This window comes from Mycobacterium sp. D16Q16, assembly GCF_002013745.1.
Classification (GTDB): Bacteria; Actinomycetota; Actinomycetes; order Mycobacteriales; family Mycobacteriaceae; genus Mycobacterium.
Genome location: NZ_MAEY01000006.1, coordinates 136,244 through 151,073, shown reverse-complemented (window position 1 = coordinate 151,073; position 14,830 = coordinate 136,244). Strand labels below are relative to the sequence as shown.

13 protein-coding genes and 1 tRNA gene are annotated in these 14,830 nt (G+C 65.4%); 7 read left to right on the top strand and 7 right to left on the bottom strand.

Features of this window, described 5'->3' with window-relative positions:
• The 7 genes from B4394_RS09400 to B4394_RS09370 form a co-directional block, all read right to left on the bottom strand.
• Window positions 1-1,046: PPE family protein (locus tag B4394_RS09400; RefSeq protein WP_078314853.1), on the bottom strand; the 1,046-nt coding region annotated here is incomplete at its 3' end.
• 5 nt (window positions 1,047-1,051) lie between these two features.
• On the bottom strand, window positions 1,052-1,360 hold the full coding sequence (locus B4394_RS09395; protein WP_078312475.1) for a PE family protein: 309 nt from the start codon (window positions 1,358-1,360) through the stop codon (window positions 1,052-1,054).
• Between the two features lie 430 nt (window positions 1,361-1,790).
• Window positions 1,791-2,378: a TetR/AcrR family transcriptional regulator gene (locus B4394_RS09390; RefSeq protein WP_078312457.1), complete on the bottom strand. Its 588-nt coding sequence runs from the start codon at window positions 2,376-2,378 to the stop codon at window positions 1,791-1,793.
• A 112-nt stretch (window positions 2,379-2,490) separates the two neighbouring features.
• On the bottom strand, window positions 2,491-2,928 hold the full coding sequence (locus B4394_RS09385; protein WP_078314852.1) for a DUF350 domain-containing protein: 438 nt from the start codon (window positions 2,926-2,928) through the stop codon (window positions 2,491-2,493).
• Window positions 2,929-2,963: 35 nt separating this feature from the next.
• Window positions 2,964-4,130 carry a glutathionylspermidine synthase family protein gene (locus B4394_RS09380; RefSeq protein ID WP_078314842.1) on the bottom strand — a complete coding sequence of 389 codons (1,167 nt, stop codon included), beginning with the start codon at window positions 4,128-4,130 and terminating at the stop codon, window positions 2,964-2,966.
• The gene (locus tag B4394_RS09375; RefSeq protein WP_078312473.1) at window positions 4,130-4,684 is read right to left on the bottom strand and encodes a hypothetical protein; all 555 of its coding nucleotides are present in this window, start codon (window positions 4,682-4,684) and stop codon (window positions 4,130-4,132) included. Before B4394_RS09375 ends, B4394_RS09380 begins: the two co-directional genes overlap by 1 nt.
• A gap of 217 nt (window positions 4,685-4,901) precedes the next feature.
• Window positions 4,902-4,984: transfer RNA gene (locus B4394_RS09370), tRNA-Leu, on the bottom strand.
• Between the two features lie 255 nt (window positions 4,985-5,239).
• On the opposite strand from B4394_RS09370, the gene B4394_RS09365 reads away from it, so the two are divergent.
• From B4394_RS09365 to pknB, 7 genes are all read left to right on the top strand, one after another.
• The gene (locus tag B4394_RS09365; protein ID WP_176138294.1) at window positions 5,240-6,631 is read left to right on the top strand and encodes an FhaA domain-containing protein; all 1,392 of its coding nucleotides are present in this window, start codon (window positions 5,240-5,242) and stop codon (window positions 6,629-6,631) included.
• Between the two features lie 150 nt (window positions 6,632-6,781).
• Window positions 6,782-7,246: an FHA domain-containing protein FhaB/FipA gene (locus tag B4394_RS09360; RefSeq protein ID WP_078289602.1), complete on the top strand. Its 465-nt coding sequence runs from the start codon at window positions 6,782-6,784 to the stop codon at window positions 7,244-7,246.
• A complete protein-coding gene (locus B4394_RS09355) occupies window positions 7,243-8,757 on the top strand; it encodes a PP2C family protein-serine/threonine phosphatase (RefSeq protein ID WP_078314841.1) in 1,515 nt (504 codons plus the stop codon). The genes B4394_RS09360 and B4394_RS09355 overlap by 4 nt, the downstream gene beginning before the upstream one ends.
• A complete protein-coding gene (locus B4394_RS09350; protein WP_078312454.1) occupies window positions 8,754-10,175 on the top strand; it encodes an FtsW/RodA/SpoVE family cell cycle protein in 1,422 nt (473 codons plus the stop codon). Before B4394_RS09355 ends, B4394_RS09350 begins: the two co-directional genes overlap by 4 nt.
• Complete coding sequence (locus tag B4394_RS09345; protein WP_078312453.1) at window positions 10,172-11,683, top strand: penicillin-binding transpeptidase domain-containing protein; 1,512 nt, start codon at window positions 10,172-10,174, stop codon at window positions 11,681-11,683. Before B4394_RS09350 ends, B4394_RS09345 begins: the two co-directional genes overlap by 4 nt.
• Window positions 11,680-12,942 (top strand): serine/threonine-protein kinase, encoded by a 1,263-nt coding sequence (locus B4394_RS09340; RefSeq protein ID WP_078312452.1) that lies wholly within the window; start codon window positions 11,680-11,682, stop codon window positions 12,940-12,942. The genes B4394_RS09345 and B4394_RS09340 overlap by 4 nt, the downstream gene beginning before the upstream one ends.
• Complete coding sequence (gene pknB, locus B4394_RS09335; RefSeq protein WP_078314840.1) at window positions 12,942-14,828, top strand: Stk1 family PASTA domain-containing Ser/Thr kinase; 1,887 nt, start codon at window positions 12,942-12,944, stop codon at window positions 14,826-14,828. The genes B4394_RS09340 and pknB overlap by 1 nt, the downstream gene beginning before the upstream one ends.
• The last annotated feature ends 2 nt before the right edge of the window (window positions 14,829-14,830 follow it).

Below are 14,830 nucleotides of genomic sequence, written 5' to 3'. Positions count from 1 at the left end.
GCGGGTGAGGACGCCGGGCTACTCGGAGTGGTCGGGGCCGACGACGAGCCGCCGGGCATCGACGGTGTCGAGGGGACATGCGCGAGTTGCAGCGCCTGTTGCGGGTTTCTGCGTTCCACTCGTGCGGGCTCGCGGCCGGGCTCATCTTCGTGGCCAGGCTCGTCGATCCCCGCGGGCGGGGCCAGCGCCGACAGCGCGAGCCCCAGCACAATCGGCAACCAGGCAGGCGCCGATAGCAGTACCCCCCAGAAGGTGAACCCGAAGGGGATGAAGAACGCCTCGTACGCGATGAAGAACAACAGCGGGAACCACGCGAAGAACGCGGCGATGGGGTTCCGCATGAAGTCTTCGATCATGTCCTGCAGCGTGCCCAGCGGATTAGTCATGAACCGCATGAGCTGATCGATCATGTTGTTGCTGTTATCCAGCGCGGTTCCGGATTCGAGAGCTTGCGGCTGCGCGGACATCGACATCATGTCCGCAGACATGCGAGACATTTCGCCGCCCGGCGCCATGATCATCGGCGAGGGCTGTGTCGGTGCCGTCGCGGCCAGAGCCGTGCTCGAGACACCTTGATACACGCTCATGGTAGTGGCGGCCTGGACCCACATCCGGATGTAGTCGGCCTCGTTCAGCGCGATCAGAATGGTGTTGATGCCAAAGAAGTTAGTGGCCATCAGCACACCGTGGATCAGGTGGTTGGCGGCCAGCTCGGCCAGCGTCGGCATGGCGGCCAGGGCCGTGGCGTAGCCGGCGGCGGCAGTCTCCTGCAGCATCGCATTGGTGGCGCTCATCGCGCTCTGCTGAGTCAGCCAGGCCAGGTAGGGGGTGTGGCTGGCGACATACTGGGCGGCGCTGGGCCCCTGCCATGATCCGGCGCTCGTGGCGGCGAGCAGCTGCGTCAACTCCGTTGCCGCAGCGGTGTATTGCGCGGAGAGCGCCTGCCACTGAGCGGCAGCCGCCAACAATGCCCCCGGCCCGGGCCCGGCGCTCAACAGCGCCGAATGCACCTCGGGGGGTGAAGCCATCCAAATAGGAGCCGACACCGGAACTAGCCTCGCGCGATCATGTACGTGACGGCGGCCTGCACATCACCGGTGGTGTAACTGGCCGCGGACTCCGAGACGCCCAGCCCGGCCCGGCCCAGTTCCTCGACCGCCTGCACGGCCACACCGGTGTGCTCCAGCCCCCGGGCGCTGAAGCCTGCCGCGGTTTCCAGTGACACCGGGTCGGCGGCGGGCGGGACCACGGCACCGATCACGGGAGCGGCCGCGGCATGAGCGGCCGCCAACCGTGCGGTCAGTGCCTCCACGGCCGCACTCGTGGCGAGCAGACCTTCCGGAACGACGTTCAGATTCATCGTGGGCATTCCCTTCCTTGAGCAGCACGCTTATTGACGAGCGAATACACGGTCGGGCCGCATTCGGGCAGACCACTGCCGGTAAGCACCGGACACGGCACGTGGCTTGAAGTAGCTGTACTGATCAATGGTGATCATCCAACCTCGCCAATCAGCGACCGCATGAGGCGAAGTTAGCATCACCTAATAGCGCTGTCGATAGTTCGCTTGAAATCAGTTCATGCCTCTTGAACTGTTTTAAATCAGGATTTGAAGGTTGCTGACCTTGGCCCTGCTCTCACCATCCGAACGCGAAGCCAAGCGTGACCTGCGCTTATGTAGCTCTTTTTCAGAGAAGTCTGAACAGTGTGCCGACGGGATGAATCCCGAACACTCTCATGCAATTGTGGCGCAGGTCACCAGCAACGCCAGATTGGCCGGACCCGCATGGTCAACGTTCGTCGACAGCGCGGTCCGACAACGCCGTGAGAACCCTCCGCGCGCGTCCGGTCATCTCGTCGGCGGAACGCTCGGGGTGGTGCCGCCACCACTGCACCAACGCCGAGACCATGTTCTCCCACACGAGCGTCGCTGCCGAGAGGTCGTCGTCATCGCTGAGTCCCACGGCCCCAAGCGTTCTGGTCACTGCTGCGGCGGCTTGCTCACGCAGAACGGTCCGTTGCCGCCGAGCGGCGTCCCGGGCCCGCCCGCTCGGCACCGTCCTGTCGTAGAGGACCGGCCAGTCGCTGCGCCGATTCTCGAGCGTGGTGAAGATTGCCGTCAGCACCGCCTCCGCGACCTCCGGACGTGCCGGCGATCCTGCTAACGCATCGCCGATCGCGGTGGCCAGTCGCTCCCCAGCACCTTCGACACACGCAACATAGAGATCCTCTTTAGACCCGAAGTAGGCCAGCACAAGAGCCTTGGACACCCCGGCGCGCGCAGCGATCCCGTTCATGCTCGACGCGGCGAAGGTCGATTCTCCGAACTCCACGGCGGCCGCGGTCAAGATCCACTGCTCCCGTTCCTGACGAGGCATTCCCTTGCTGCCGGTCCGGAGGGGTTGCATGCGTATGACGGTAGCCGAGCGCGCACACGCCCTGCGCTCACGCCACGCACATCGACGGGCTCGTCGACTCACCCCACACGGATCACAGAATTGCGGCGGCGATGATCAGACCCACGGCCACATACGCCGCAGCGACAACGAGGGTCGCGGGTGCAAATCTTTTGTGCGCCAGCAGATCTCCAACATCAAGACCCACCACCCACTCGATCAGCCTGATGCAGATCGTCTGAGCGGCGATGCCGATAAGCCCAAACACCAGGGTGCGTAACAGCCCTTCGGCGATGTTGCCCGACGCGGTGTAGATGGCGAGCACGATCACAAACGCCTGCGAGAGGAGTCCCGCCGCGGTGATCATGGCGGCATTGGGCAGGCCCACACGGACCATCTGCCGCAGCGGACCGGGAGTTGTCCAGTCCAGCACAAAGAATCCAATCACCATCAGCGCGAAACCGACTGCCGCGTAGAGCCATATTGCCGCCGCCCCGTGCGCGACGATCGACCAGTACCCTGTTGCGTTCACGGTTACGATCCCCATTTCTCTGCTATTCGGTGTCCCTATTGAGGTGGAATCCGGTGCGGAATGAACGCGGCGCCGTCGTCGGTGATCAGGCCTGCCGTCTCCCGGATCCCCAGCCCCGCCGATTCGTCGCCGACAATCCAGGCACCGAGAACGGGCCTCATACCGTCGAACTCAGGCAGCGGGTCGAGCAGCTGGTAGACGTAGCCTTCTTCACCGTAGACACCGCCGGTGGCCGTCTCATAGCCCGCACCCACCACGGTGATATTGGCTCCTTCGCGACCCAGTTTCGGCTTACGGACATACTCGGTCAGCTCATGAGGATTGTCGAGATAGGCCGGCAGCAGATTGGGATGACCGGGGTACATCTCCCACAGAATCGCCAGGATCGCCTTGTTGCTCAAGAGCGTTTTCCACAACGGTTCGATCCACAGAGTCTCGGGCAGTAGGTCCAGGGCGTGGTGGCCGAAGTCGTCGTCGAGGATCCACTCCCACGGATACAACTTGAAGATCGACTCGATCGGCGCCTCTTCAAGATCCACGAGACGATTGAGATCGTGATCCCAGCCGATATCCTCGATCGGCAGGCCCACCGTGTTGATCCCGGCCTCGGCCGCGCACTCCTGCAGATACGCCAGAGTCACGTTGTCCTCACCGGTCTGGTCGGCCGATGACCATGTGAAATGTGTTTCCGTACCGGCAAGTTGCTTGCTGATCTGCGTCCAGCGCGCCACCAGCTGTTCATGCAGGGAGTTCCACTGATCGTCCTCGGGGAACACGTCCGTTTTCCAGTGCCACTGCAGGATCGAGGCCTCCAGTAGCGAGGTGGGGGTATCGGCGTTGTACTCGAGCAGGACCGGTGGCCGCCGTCCGTCATATCGGAGGTCGAAGCGCCCGTACAGATGTGGATCTTTTCTGCGCCAAGACTTTTCGATGTGCTCCCAGGTCCACTCCGGTAGCCCGAAGTCTCGGTAGCGCCCGGTGAGGACCACATGCTCGACTGCGTCCAGGCACATGGAGTGCAGCACTTCCACGGTGGCTTCTAGGGAAAGCACCTCGTCCATGTCGAAGACATAGTGGACCGACTCGTCCCAATAGGGACGATCGCTACCATCCGCCGACCGCGCGGGCGTGCCGTAACACATTCCCTGGGAAGCAACGGTCTCTTCCCAACCGGGGCGAGGCCGCGCGTGCTCACGCCGCATCAGCTCCCCGAACTTCCCGAGCTGCTGGACCCGAAGCCACCTCGCGATACCGATGGAGACCGTGAAACACTGCCAGAGCCATCGGATTTGGTCAGAGTGGTACCGGAGCTGGTCTTGGCCCGCGTGCCCCTGGGCAGTTCAAGATTGCCGCCGGATGCGATGGTCCCTATGCCTTGATTCCGTCCGCCGTAGTAATACCGATAGGGCGATCCGGCGTAGATGAAGACGCCGCCGCCCGAGGAAGACGCCGTGCCACGCTCGCAGTACTCCTCCGGCGCGACGACATTGGAACCGTCCTGGACGCAGGTCGCCTCGATCTCGTCGTCTCGATCGATCACCGCGTAGCCCACGGCCACGACCGCCGCGATACCCGCGACCACGACGGAGCCCATCAGAACGTGATTGCGGGTCCGACGCCGTTCCTCTGCCTTCTGGGCCTGGACCTCCGCGAGCCGGCGCTCGGCCTCGCGGGTCCGGCGCGCTTTGTCGCGGGCCCGCGACTCGGCGACGGTAGGGGGCCGCGGCGTGGTAATACCTGGCTCTTGCCACCGCACGGAACCCCGGCCTCGCGGCGTCTCAGGCCGGTCGGCATCCTCGTCGCCTATGGACGATTCGGGCATCGCTTCCCCCTCGTTGCCCGAATCATAGAAAACGCTCCGCCTGCTTGGTGCGGTGGGCACGTGCGCCTGATACTGCGGCAACAACGCAAAAGACCGGAAACCCAGCGGGTCTCCGGCCTTCTATCGTTGGGCTTCCGGCCCACACAGCTTGTGGGCGAAGGGGGACTTGAACCCCCACGTCCCGAAGGACACTGGCACCTGAAGCCAGCGCGTCTGCCATTCCGCCACTCGCCCCAACGACCGCGAGAGCCTATCACGCTCCGTGCCCCCTCTTTGAACCGAGAACGCCCAGCGAAAGCCCGCGCACGCACGCTAATCGTCACATACGGCGAGCGTAGAAGGCCTCTTGGTGCCAAGACGATGTCGTCTCGTAATAGAGGAGTGGGTGCTGACGATCATCAAACCGATACCATCTACTCGAGATCCGCTCGTGGCGGTGCGCTGTGTCATGCGCTCAGACCTGCCACACGATCGCCGAAAGGAGGAGGCATGGGAATTGTCCAGCGCTTCGAGCGCAAGCTTGAAGACGTGGTCGGCGATGCCTTCGCCCGCGTATTCGGCGGTAGCATCGTCCCTCAGGAAGTGCAGGCCTCACTGCGTCGCGAGGCCGCCGACGGAGTCAGGTCAGCGGGCCAGGGGCGGCTGCTGGCTCCCAATGAGTACTTCGTTCTCCTCAGCACCGGAGATCACGAGAAAGCGGCCGATGACCGCGATCTCGACCCAGACACGTTCGCCGAACACCTGCGCGAATATATTCGCGATCAGGGGTGGCAAACGTATGGTGAAGTTGTTGTCCGATTCGAACAATCACCGAACTTGCACACCGGCCAGTTTCGTACCCGCGGTGTGGTCAATCCCGATACCAAGCGGGACCGTACGCACGGCGCCGTGACGACTGCCCCTTCGACCCCGGATTCACAACCAGGAGCATCCATGACTGACAACCCAGGTCCCCAGCAGGGACGCCCCGGCGAAGAGTACGGCCGAGAGGACGACCGGTACGGGCGTCCCGATCAGGATCCGCGCGGTCAGCAGCCCCCACAGGGCGACCAGGGTTACCCACCGCGCCAGGGCGGTTACGAGGGCGGCGGCTACGGACAGGGCCAGCAGTACGGTCAGGACTACGGCCGCCCGCCGGCCGGCTACGAGCAGGGTGGCTACCCGCCGCGCCCGCCGCAGCAGGGTGGATATGAGCAAGGTGGCCGCGGTGGCTATGACCAGGGCGGGTACGGAACCCCGCCTCAAGCACCGCAAGGCGGCGGGGAGTACGGCCGCCCGCCGGCGCCTCCACAACAAGGTGGCTACCCAGCGCCGCCACAGCAGGGCGGATACGGCGAGCCTCCTCGCCCCAACTACGGCGAGTACGAGCAGGGCGGCGGGTACAACGCACCTCAGGGTCCCCCTCCGGGCCAGGACTACGGCCGTCCCCCCGCGTACCCCCAGCAGGGTGGCTACGGTGCCCCGCCGCAACAGGGCGGATACGGATCACCCCAGGGTGGTTACGGGGAGCCCGAATACGGCGACTACGAACACGGCGGCTACCAGAGCAGCCCCGACTACGGCGCACCCACCGGAGGTGGCGCCGGAGCTGGACGCACCACCATCACGTTGCAGCTGGACGACGGCAGCGGCCGTACCTACCAGCTGCGTGAGGGCACCAATGTGATCGGCCGCGGTCAGGACGCCCAGTTCCGGCTGCCGGACACCGGCGTCTCGCGTCGTCACCTCGAGGTGCGCTTCGACGGGCACGCCGCACTGCTGTCGGATCTCAACTCGACCAACGGCACCACCGTCAACAACGCCCCGGTCACCGAGTGGCAGTTGGCCGACGGCGACATCATCCGGCTGGGCCACTCCGAGATCATCGTTCGGGTGCAGTAGGACCGCATCGGCAACACCGCGTTCGACACAGGCTGCACGTATCGGGCCCCGCCCGGTAACACAGCCAAGTATCGTTGCCCTGCCGAATATGTCCGGTCTCCGGACACCCTCGCCGAGGCGCGATGGACCAGCGAGAGGAACGACAACCGGATGCAGGGACTGGTGCTCCAGCTCACCCGCGGTGGGTTCCTGTTGCTGCTGTGGGTGTTCATCTGGTCGGTACTGCGCATCCTGCGGACGGATATCTACGCCCCGACCGGTCAGCTGATGGCCAATCGCGGTCTCAACCTGCGCGCCATTCGTCCCGCGAAGGCGGGCCGGCGGCAGATGCAGTACCTCCTGGTGACCGAGGGCGCCCTGGCTGGCACACGGATCACACTCGGCACACAGCCCATTTTGATTGGTCGCGCCGACGACTCCACATTGGTCCTGACCGACGATTACTCGTCGACGCGGCACGCGCGGCTATCGCCACGCGGGTCGGATTGGTACGTCGAGGATCTAGGATCGACCAACGGCACATATCTGGATAGGGAGAAGGTGACGACGGCACTGCGGGTTCCCCAGGGGACGCCGGTACGTATCGGTAAGACAGTGATCGAGCTGCGCTCGTGACACTGGTACTTCGCTACGCCGCGCGTAGCGACCGCGGACTTGTGCGGTCGAACAACGAGGACTCGGTCTATGCCGGAGCCCGTCTACTGGCATTGGCCGACGGTATGGGTGGTCATGCCGCCGGTGAGGTTGCCTCTCAGCTGGTCATCGCCGCATTGGCACCGCTCGACGACGACGAACCCGGTGGCGACCTGCTGGACACGCTGGCCGACGCGGTGCACTCGGGTAACGGGGCGATCGCCGATCATGTGCGCGCCGAGCCGGAACTGGACGGAATGGGCACCACCCTGACGGCCTTCCTGTTCGCCGGAAAGCGGCTGGGCATGGTGCACATCGGTGATTCGCGCGCCTATCTCATGCGCGACGGCGAACTGGCCCAGATCTCCAAGGACGACACCTTCGTCCAGACTCTTGTCGACGAGGGGCGCATTACCCCGGAGCAGGCACACAACCATCCGCAGCGCTCGCTGATCATGCGCGCGCTCACCGGTGCGCCCGTCGAACCGACGCTCATCATGCGTGAGGCGCAAGCGGGAGATAGGTACCTGCTCTGTTCGGACGGGCTCTCCGATCCGGTGAGTCACGAAACCATCGCCGAGGCATTGGAGATCGCCGATGTCTCCGCCGCCGCAGACCGGCTCATCGAGCTGGCGCTGCGCAGCGGCGGACCCGATAACGTCACCGTGGTCGTCGCCGATGTCGTGGAGCTGGACTACGGACAGACCCGGCCGATCGTGGCAGGGGCGATATCCGCCGATGCCGACACCGATACCCCGCCGCCGAACACGGCGGCCGGACGCGCCGCCGCGATTCAACGGGCCCTCAAGGAGCCTGAGCCGGCCGAAGACGAATCCGATTCCGACACAACAGATTCCGACCCCGCTAAGCCTAAGAAGCGCACGCTGCGCTGGTTGATCGCGGCGGTGCTCGTGGTCTTGATCGCGCTCGCCGGGCTGGCGATCGGCCGCCGCGTGGTGCTGAACAACTATTACGTGAGTGCCCACGAGGGCAACGTTTCCATCATGCAGGGCGTCCAGGGCTCACTCCTCGGTTATCCACTGCAGCGGCCCGACCTCGTCGGTTGCCTCGATAGCCGTGGGGACATGTCGCTGGTGAGCTACGGCGAACCCGCATCCGGCTTGTCCTGCAAGTACTTCAAGGTGTCAGACCTGCGGCCGTCCGAGCGTCAGCAGGTCGAGGCCGGCCTCCCCGGCGGCACCCTCGACGAGGCCATCGGCCAGTTGCGCCAGCTCACCAAGAACGCGCTGCCCCCGTGCCCGCCGCCCGCTCCCAAGACACCACCGCCCGCGCCGGCTACGGCCGGACGCACCCCCTCCAGCACATCGGGTTCCGCCACCACCACAACGACCACCACGCGGCCCTCCCCTACGCCTACGCCCGCCACAAGCCCCGGCGCGAGCACCACGCCGACCACAACATCCACTCCCGCGCCGGCGCCGTTGCCGGCGCCACCACAAGAGCCGGGCGTTACCTGCCGGACCGTGTCATGACGACGGCGCCCCAAACCGCTGTTGTGCCCAATGTGCCGCCCGCGCAGCCGACACGACGCAGTGCGGAGTTGGGGCTCCTCGGCTTCGCCGCCGCGATCACCACCGTCGCCCTGATCCTCGTCGAGGCCAATCTCGAACGCGGTCTTTCATTGGACCTCCTGAAATACGGCCTCGCGTATCTCGTTCTCTTTACGTTGGCGCACCTCGGAATTCGTCGCTACGCCCCCTACGCCGATCCGCTGCTATTGCCCTGCGTCGCGCTGCTCAACGGCCTCGGACTGGTGATGATCCATCGCCTGGACCTGGCGAAGGCGGCCGCTGGTGACGGCACCGAGACTCTGGAAGCCAACGCGCAGGTGCTGTGGACTCTGGTGGGTGTCGCGGCGCTTGTCGGTGTGCTTGCGGCCGTCAAGGACCACCGCATGCTCGCGCGCTACGGGTATACCTTTGGGATCGTCGGCATCGTCTTGCTGGCCATCCCGGCGCTACTGCCATCCTCGGCCTCGGAGAGAAACGGCGCCAAGATCTGGATCGAGTTGCCGTTCTTATCGATTCAGCCCGCGGAGGCCGCCAAGATCCTGTTGCTGGTGTTCTTCGCCGCCTTCCTGATGACCAAACGCGACCTGTTCCGCACCGCCGGCCGCAGCTACTGGGGCGTGGAGTCGCCGCGGGCCCGGGACCTCGGCCCGCTGCTGGCCGTATGGGCAATCTCGGTGGGAGTCATGGTCTTTGAGAAGGACCTGGGCACCTCGCTACTGCTCTACACGTCGTTCCTGACGGTGCTGTACATCGCCACGGCACGGATCAGCTGGGTACTGATCGGGCTCGGTCTCTTCGTCGTCGGTGCGTTTCTGGCGTACTTCCTGTTTGCGCATGTGCGCGTGCGCGTCGAGACCTGGCTCGATCCCTTCGCCGACGCGGACGGCAACGGGTACCAGATGATGCAGTCGCTATTCAGCTTCGCCACCGGAGGCATCTTCGGCACCGGCCTCGGAAACGGTCAACCGGGCACGGTTCCCGCCGCCTCAACCGATTTCATCATCGCCGCCATCGGTGAGGAACTCGGACTGGTCGGCCTGGCCGGAGTGCTGCTGGTGTTCACCATCCTGATCGTCCGTGGCTTCCGCACCGCGCTGGCGGTGCGGGACAGCTTCGGCAAGCTGCTCGCCTCCGGCCTGTCGGCGGCATTGGCGCTGCAACTGTTCATCGTCGTCGGTGGCGTCACCAAACTGATTCCGCTGACCGGACTCACCACGCCCTGGATCTCCTACGGTGGGTCGTCACTGGTGTCCAACTATGTGCTGCTAGCCATCCTGCTGCGCATCTCGCACATCGCCCGCCGGCCGCTCACCACCACCTCCGCACCCAACGCCGCCCCCATCGCGGAGGCCCGCACCGAGCTGATCGATCGCGTATGAACACATCGATCCGCAGGGTGTCTCTCGTCGTCATGGGATTGGTCGTGCTGCTACTCGCCAATGCCACCCTCACCCAGGTGTTCACAGCGCCTGGCCTGCGCGCAGACCCTCGCAATCAGCGGGTGCTGCTCGACGAGTACTCGCGCCAGCGGGGGCAGATCTCAGCGAGCGGGCAGTTGCTCGCCTCCTCGGTGGCGACCGACAGCCGCTTCCGGTTCCTGCGGCAATACGCGGATCCGTTGGTGTACGCACCCATCACCGGCTTCTATTCGCTCAACTACTCGAGCGCCGGGCTGGAGCGTGCCGAGGACAGCGTGCTCAACGGATCCGATCCCAGGCTGTTCGGCCGGCGTCTCGCGGACTTCTTCACCGGCCGCGACCCGCGCGGCGGCAGCGTGGTCACCACGATCCGCCCCGACGTGCAACAGGCCGCCTACGACGCCATGCACCGTGGCTGCAAGAACGGCTGCCGCGGCTCGGTGGTGGCCCTTGAGCCCTCCACCGGAAAGATCCTGGCGATGGTGTCGACGCCCTCCTACGATCCCAATCTGCTGGCCAGTCAGGACTCCGCGCAGGAGAACGAGGCCTGGAAGCGACTGCAGGACGACCCCGCGCAACCGATGCTGAATCGCGCCATTTCACAGACGTACCCGCCCGGCTCGACCTTCAAGGTGATCACCACCGCCGCGGCGCTGGCAGATGGCAAGACGGTCAACACCGAGGTGACCGCGTCGCCGACCATCTTCCTGCCGGGGAGCAACGCAACCCTGGAGAACTACAACAGAACCTCCTGTGGCGGCGGCGACAACACCACACTCCAGGAGGCCTTCGCGCGCTCCTGCAATACCGCCTTCGCCAAACTCGGATCCGAGCAGCTCAAGCGGGACAAGCTGGTCAAGGCCGCGCAGGCGTTCGGTCTCGATCACGAGCTCGACGGCGTTCCACTCCAGGTGGCTACATCGACCGTCGGACCGATGTCCGACGACGCAGCCGTCGCGATGTCGAGCATCGGGCAAAAGGACGTCGCGGTGACCCCGCTACAGAACGCGATGGTTGCCGCGGCCGTCGCCAACAAGGGCGTGCTGATGCAGCCACACCTGGTCGATAGCCTTAAGGGCCCAGACCTGTCGAATCTGTCCACCACCAATCCGGATGACATCGGCCAAGCCGTGACACCCGCTATCGCGAACACATTGACCCAACTGATGATTCTCTCTGAACAGCGCACTGCGCAGACCGGTGCCATCCCCAGCGTGCAGATCGCATCCAAGACCGGCACCGCCGAGCACGGCACCGATCCGCGCAACACCCCGCCGCACGCGTGGTACATCGCCTTCGCGCCGGCGTCGAGCTCCACCGATCCTCAGGCCACGCCGGTCACCCCCCAGGTGGCCATCGCGGTTCTCGTCGAAGATGGCGGAGACCGCGCACTGGCGGCCACCGGCGGCTCGGTCGCCGCACCCATCGGGCGACAGGTCATCGCCGCAGCACTACAGGGAGCCTCATGACGGTACGTGTGGGAGAAACGCTTTCGGGTCGCTACAGGTTGCAGCGGCTCATCGCCACCGGCGGTATGGGCCAGGTGTGGGAGGGTACCGACAGCCGACTGGGCCGCAAGGTGGCCGTGAAGGTCCTCAAGGCCGAGTTCTCCTCGGACCCCGAGTTCATCGAGCGGTTCCGCGCCGAGGCACGCACCGTCGCCATGCTCAACCACCCCGGTATTGCCAGCGTGTACGACTACGGCGAAACCGATATGGACAGTGAGGGCCGCACCGCGTATCTGGTGATGGAACTGGTGCACGGCGAGCCACTGAACTCGGTGCTCAAGCGCACCGGGCGGCTGTCGCTGCGCCACTCGCTGGACATGCTGGAGCAGACCGGCCGCGCCCTGCAGGTCGCACACGCCGCGGGGCTGGTGCACCGTGACGTGAAACCGGGAAACATCCTGATCACGCCCACCGGGCAGGTGAAACTCACCGACTTCGGCATCGCCAAGGCCGTGGACGCCGCCCCGGTCACCCAGACCGGCATGGTGATGGGCACCGCCCAATACATCGCCCCCGAGCAGGCGCTGGGCCATGACGCCACCCCTGCCAGCGATGTCTACGCGCTGGGAGTCGTTGGTTACGAAGCGGTTTCGGGCAAGCGCCCGTTCTCCGGGGACGGCGCGCTGACGGTCGCGATGAAGCACATCAAGGAAACGCCGTCGCCACTGCCGGCCGACTTGCCACCGAACGTGCGTGAGCTCATCGAGATCACTCTCGTGAAGAACCCGCAGAACCGGTACACCAGTGGCGGGCCCTTCGCCGACGCGGTGGCCGCGGTGCGTGCGGGGCGTCGCCCACCCCGGCCCAATCAGGCACCCACCATCAGCCGGGCCACGCCGGCGGCCATCCCGCCCGCCACCCAGGTGCGGCCCGCCGTCGGGGCACCCAGCCGGGTCGCCCCGCCTACGTCCCGTACCCGGCAGCCCACGGGCTCACACCGGCCGCCGCCACCCCGGCGCGGTACGTTCTCGCCCGGCCAGAAGGCCCTGATGTGGGCGGCCGCGGTGCTGGGCATCTTCGCGATCATCATCGCGGCACTCATCCTGTTGCGAGCCAGCGAGAAGAAGACAGACATTCCGCTGCCCTCGGCAACAACCTCGAGCAGCGAGGCACCCTCAAGTCCAGGTTCAGCTTCGCCAGGAGCGCTTGCGCCAGCTAATATCGTGGCTCTGCTTCCGGTCAGCGAACCGGACCCGATCACTGGGACGAAATCACCGTAATGACCACTCCGCAGCACCTTTCGGACCGCTATGAGCTGGGGGAGATCCTCGGCTACGGAGGCATGTCCGAGGTTCACTTGGCGCGCGACCAGCGGTTGAACCGTGACGTCGCGATCAAGGTGCTGCGCGCCGACCTGGCCCGGGATCCCAGCTTCTATCTGCGTTTCCGCCGGGAGGCGCAGAACGCCGCCGCGCTGAACCACCCCGCGATCGTCGCGGTCTACGACACCGGTGAGGCCGAGACACCCACCGGGCCGCTGCCGTACATCGTCATGGAGTATGTCGACGGCATCACCCTGCGGGACATCGTCAAGGACGACGGCCCGATGCCGATCCGCCGGGCGATCGAAGTCATCGCCGACTCCTGCCAGGCGCTCAACTTCAGCCACCAGCACGGCATCATCCACCGCGACGTCAAGCCCGCCAACATCATGATCAGCAAGACCGGCGCGGTGAAGGTGATGGACTTCGGGATCGCGCGCGCGGTGTCGGACGCCGGTGTCAGCGTCACGCAGACCGCGGCGGTCATCGGGACGGCGCAGTATCTTTCGCCGGAGCAGGCGCGCGGCGAGACCGTGGACGCTCGCTCCGATGTCTACTCGCTGGGTTGCGTCCTATACGAATTGCTTACCGGCGAACCACCTTTCGTCGGCGATTCGCCCGTCGCGGTGGCCTACCAGCATGTACGTGAAGATCCGGTGGCGCCGTCCAAGCACAACCCGGAGATTCCGCCTGGCCTGGATTCCGTGGTGCTCAAAGCACTTTCGAAGAACCCCGATAACAGGTACCAGAACGCCGCCGAGATGCGCACCGACCTCATGCGGGTGTACCAGGGCGAGCAGCCAGAGGCGCCTAAGGTCCTGACCGACGCCGAGCGCAGCTCGATGCTCAACACCCCCACCAACACCAAGGCGTACCCGGCCTCCGGACCGCAAACCAACCCGCTTCCCAGTCATTACGCGGAACCGCGGCGCAATCCGCTGAGCCGCTGGCTGGTTGGCCTTGCGGCACTGGTGGTGCTCACCGTGGTGGTCACCTTCGCCATCATCTTGGGCAGTGGCCCGTCGCGCGATGTTCAGGTTCCGGATGTGACCGGCAGGTCCCAGTCCGACGCCGTGGCAGCGCTGCAAAACCTCGGTTTCAAGACCAAGATCCAGAAGAACACCAGCTCAAAGCTCGCTCCCGACAAGGTCATCGACACAGATCCCGCCAAGGGCTCGACCGTGACCGCAGGCTCCGAGGTGACCCTCAACGTGTCCATCGGACCGGAGAGCCAGCAGGTACCCGACTGCCACGGACTCAGCTTCGGCGACGCGGTGAAGAAGCTGCAGAGTGCCGGGTTCAAGGGCACCTTCACGCAAAGCGAGACCAAGTCGCTGCCCGAGGACAAGGGCCGGGTCATGGCCACCAACCCTCCGGCCGGGCAATACTCGGCGGTCACCAACAACATCACCATCGTTGTCGGCAAGGGCCCGGGGGAGAAGCCCGCGCCGGATCTGGTCGGGCAGAACATCGACGTCGCCCTCAAGAACCTGCCCACCTACGGCTTTACCGCGCCACCCACCGTGATCCCGGTTCCCAGTCCGGAATCGAAGGGTCAGATCTTGAGCACGAATCCGGCGGCCGGAACCATGTTCCCCGAGGATGGGGTCATCGAGATCCGGGTGTCTCAGGGCGGCCAATTCCGCATGCCGAACCTCGTCGGCAAGTTCTGGACCGATGCCGAGCCGATGCTGTACCAGGCCGGATGGCAAGGCGGGGGACTGAGCACCGAGGATGTGCCATCCGACGGCGGCAACAGGGCTCGCGTGGTCTCTCAGGATCCGCCGTCGGGTGCCGGTGTCGGATACAACGGACCGATCAAGCTGCGCTTCGGCGCGGGATAGAC

Bases quoted from the DNA above. Each gene is read 5' to 3' on its own strand.
- B4394_RS09395 (WP_078312475.1), bottom strand. From the start codon at position 1,360: ATGAATCTGAACGTCGTTCCGGAAGGTCTGCTCGCCACGAGTGCGGCC.
- B4394_RS09380 (WP_078314842.1), bottom strand. From the start codon at position 4,130: ATGCGGCGTGAGCACGCGCGGCCTCGCCCCGGTTGGGAAGAGACCGTT.
- B4394_RS09365 (WP_176138294.1), top strand. From the start codon at position 5,240: ATGGGAATTGTCCAGCGCTTCGAGCGCAAGCTTGAAGACGTGGTCGGC.
- B4394_RS09345 (WP_078312453.1), top strand. From the start codon at position 10,172: ATGAACACATCGATCCGCAGGGTGTCTCTCGTCGTCATGGGATTGGTC.
- B4394_RS09390 (WP_078312457.1), bottom strand. From the start codon at position 2,378: ATGCCTCGTCAGGAACGGGAGCAGTGGATCTTGACCGCGGCCGCCGTG.
- pknB (WP_078314840.1), top strand. From the start codon at position 12,942: ATGACCACTCCGCAGCACCTTTCGGACCGCTATGAGCTGGGGGAGATC.
- B4394_RS09340 (WP_078312452.1), top strand. From the start codon at position 11,680: ATGACGGTACGTGTGGGAGAAACGCTTTCGGGTCGCTACAGGTTGCAG.
- B4394_RS09360 (WP_078289602.1), top strand. From the start codon at position 6,782: ATGCAGGGACTGGTGCTCCAGCTCACCCGCGGTGGGTTCCTGTTGCTG.
- B4394_RS09350 (WP_078312454.1), top strand. From the start codon at position 8,754: ATGACGACGGCGCCCCAAACCGCTGTTGTGCCCAATGTGCCGCCCGCG.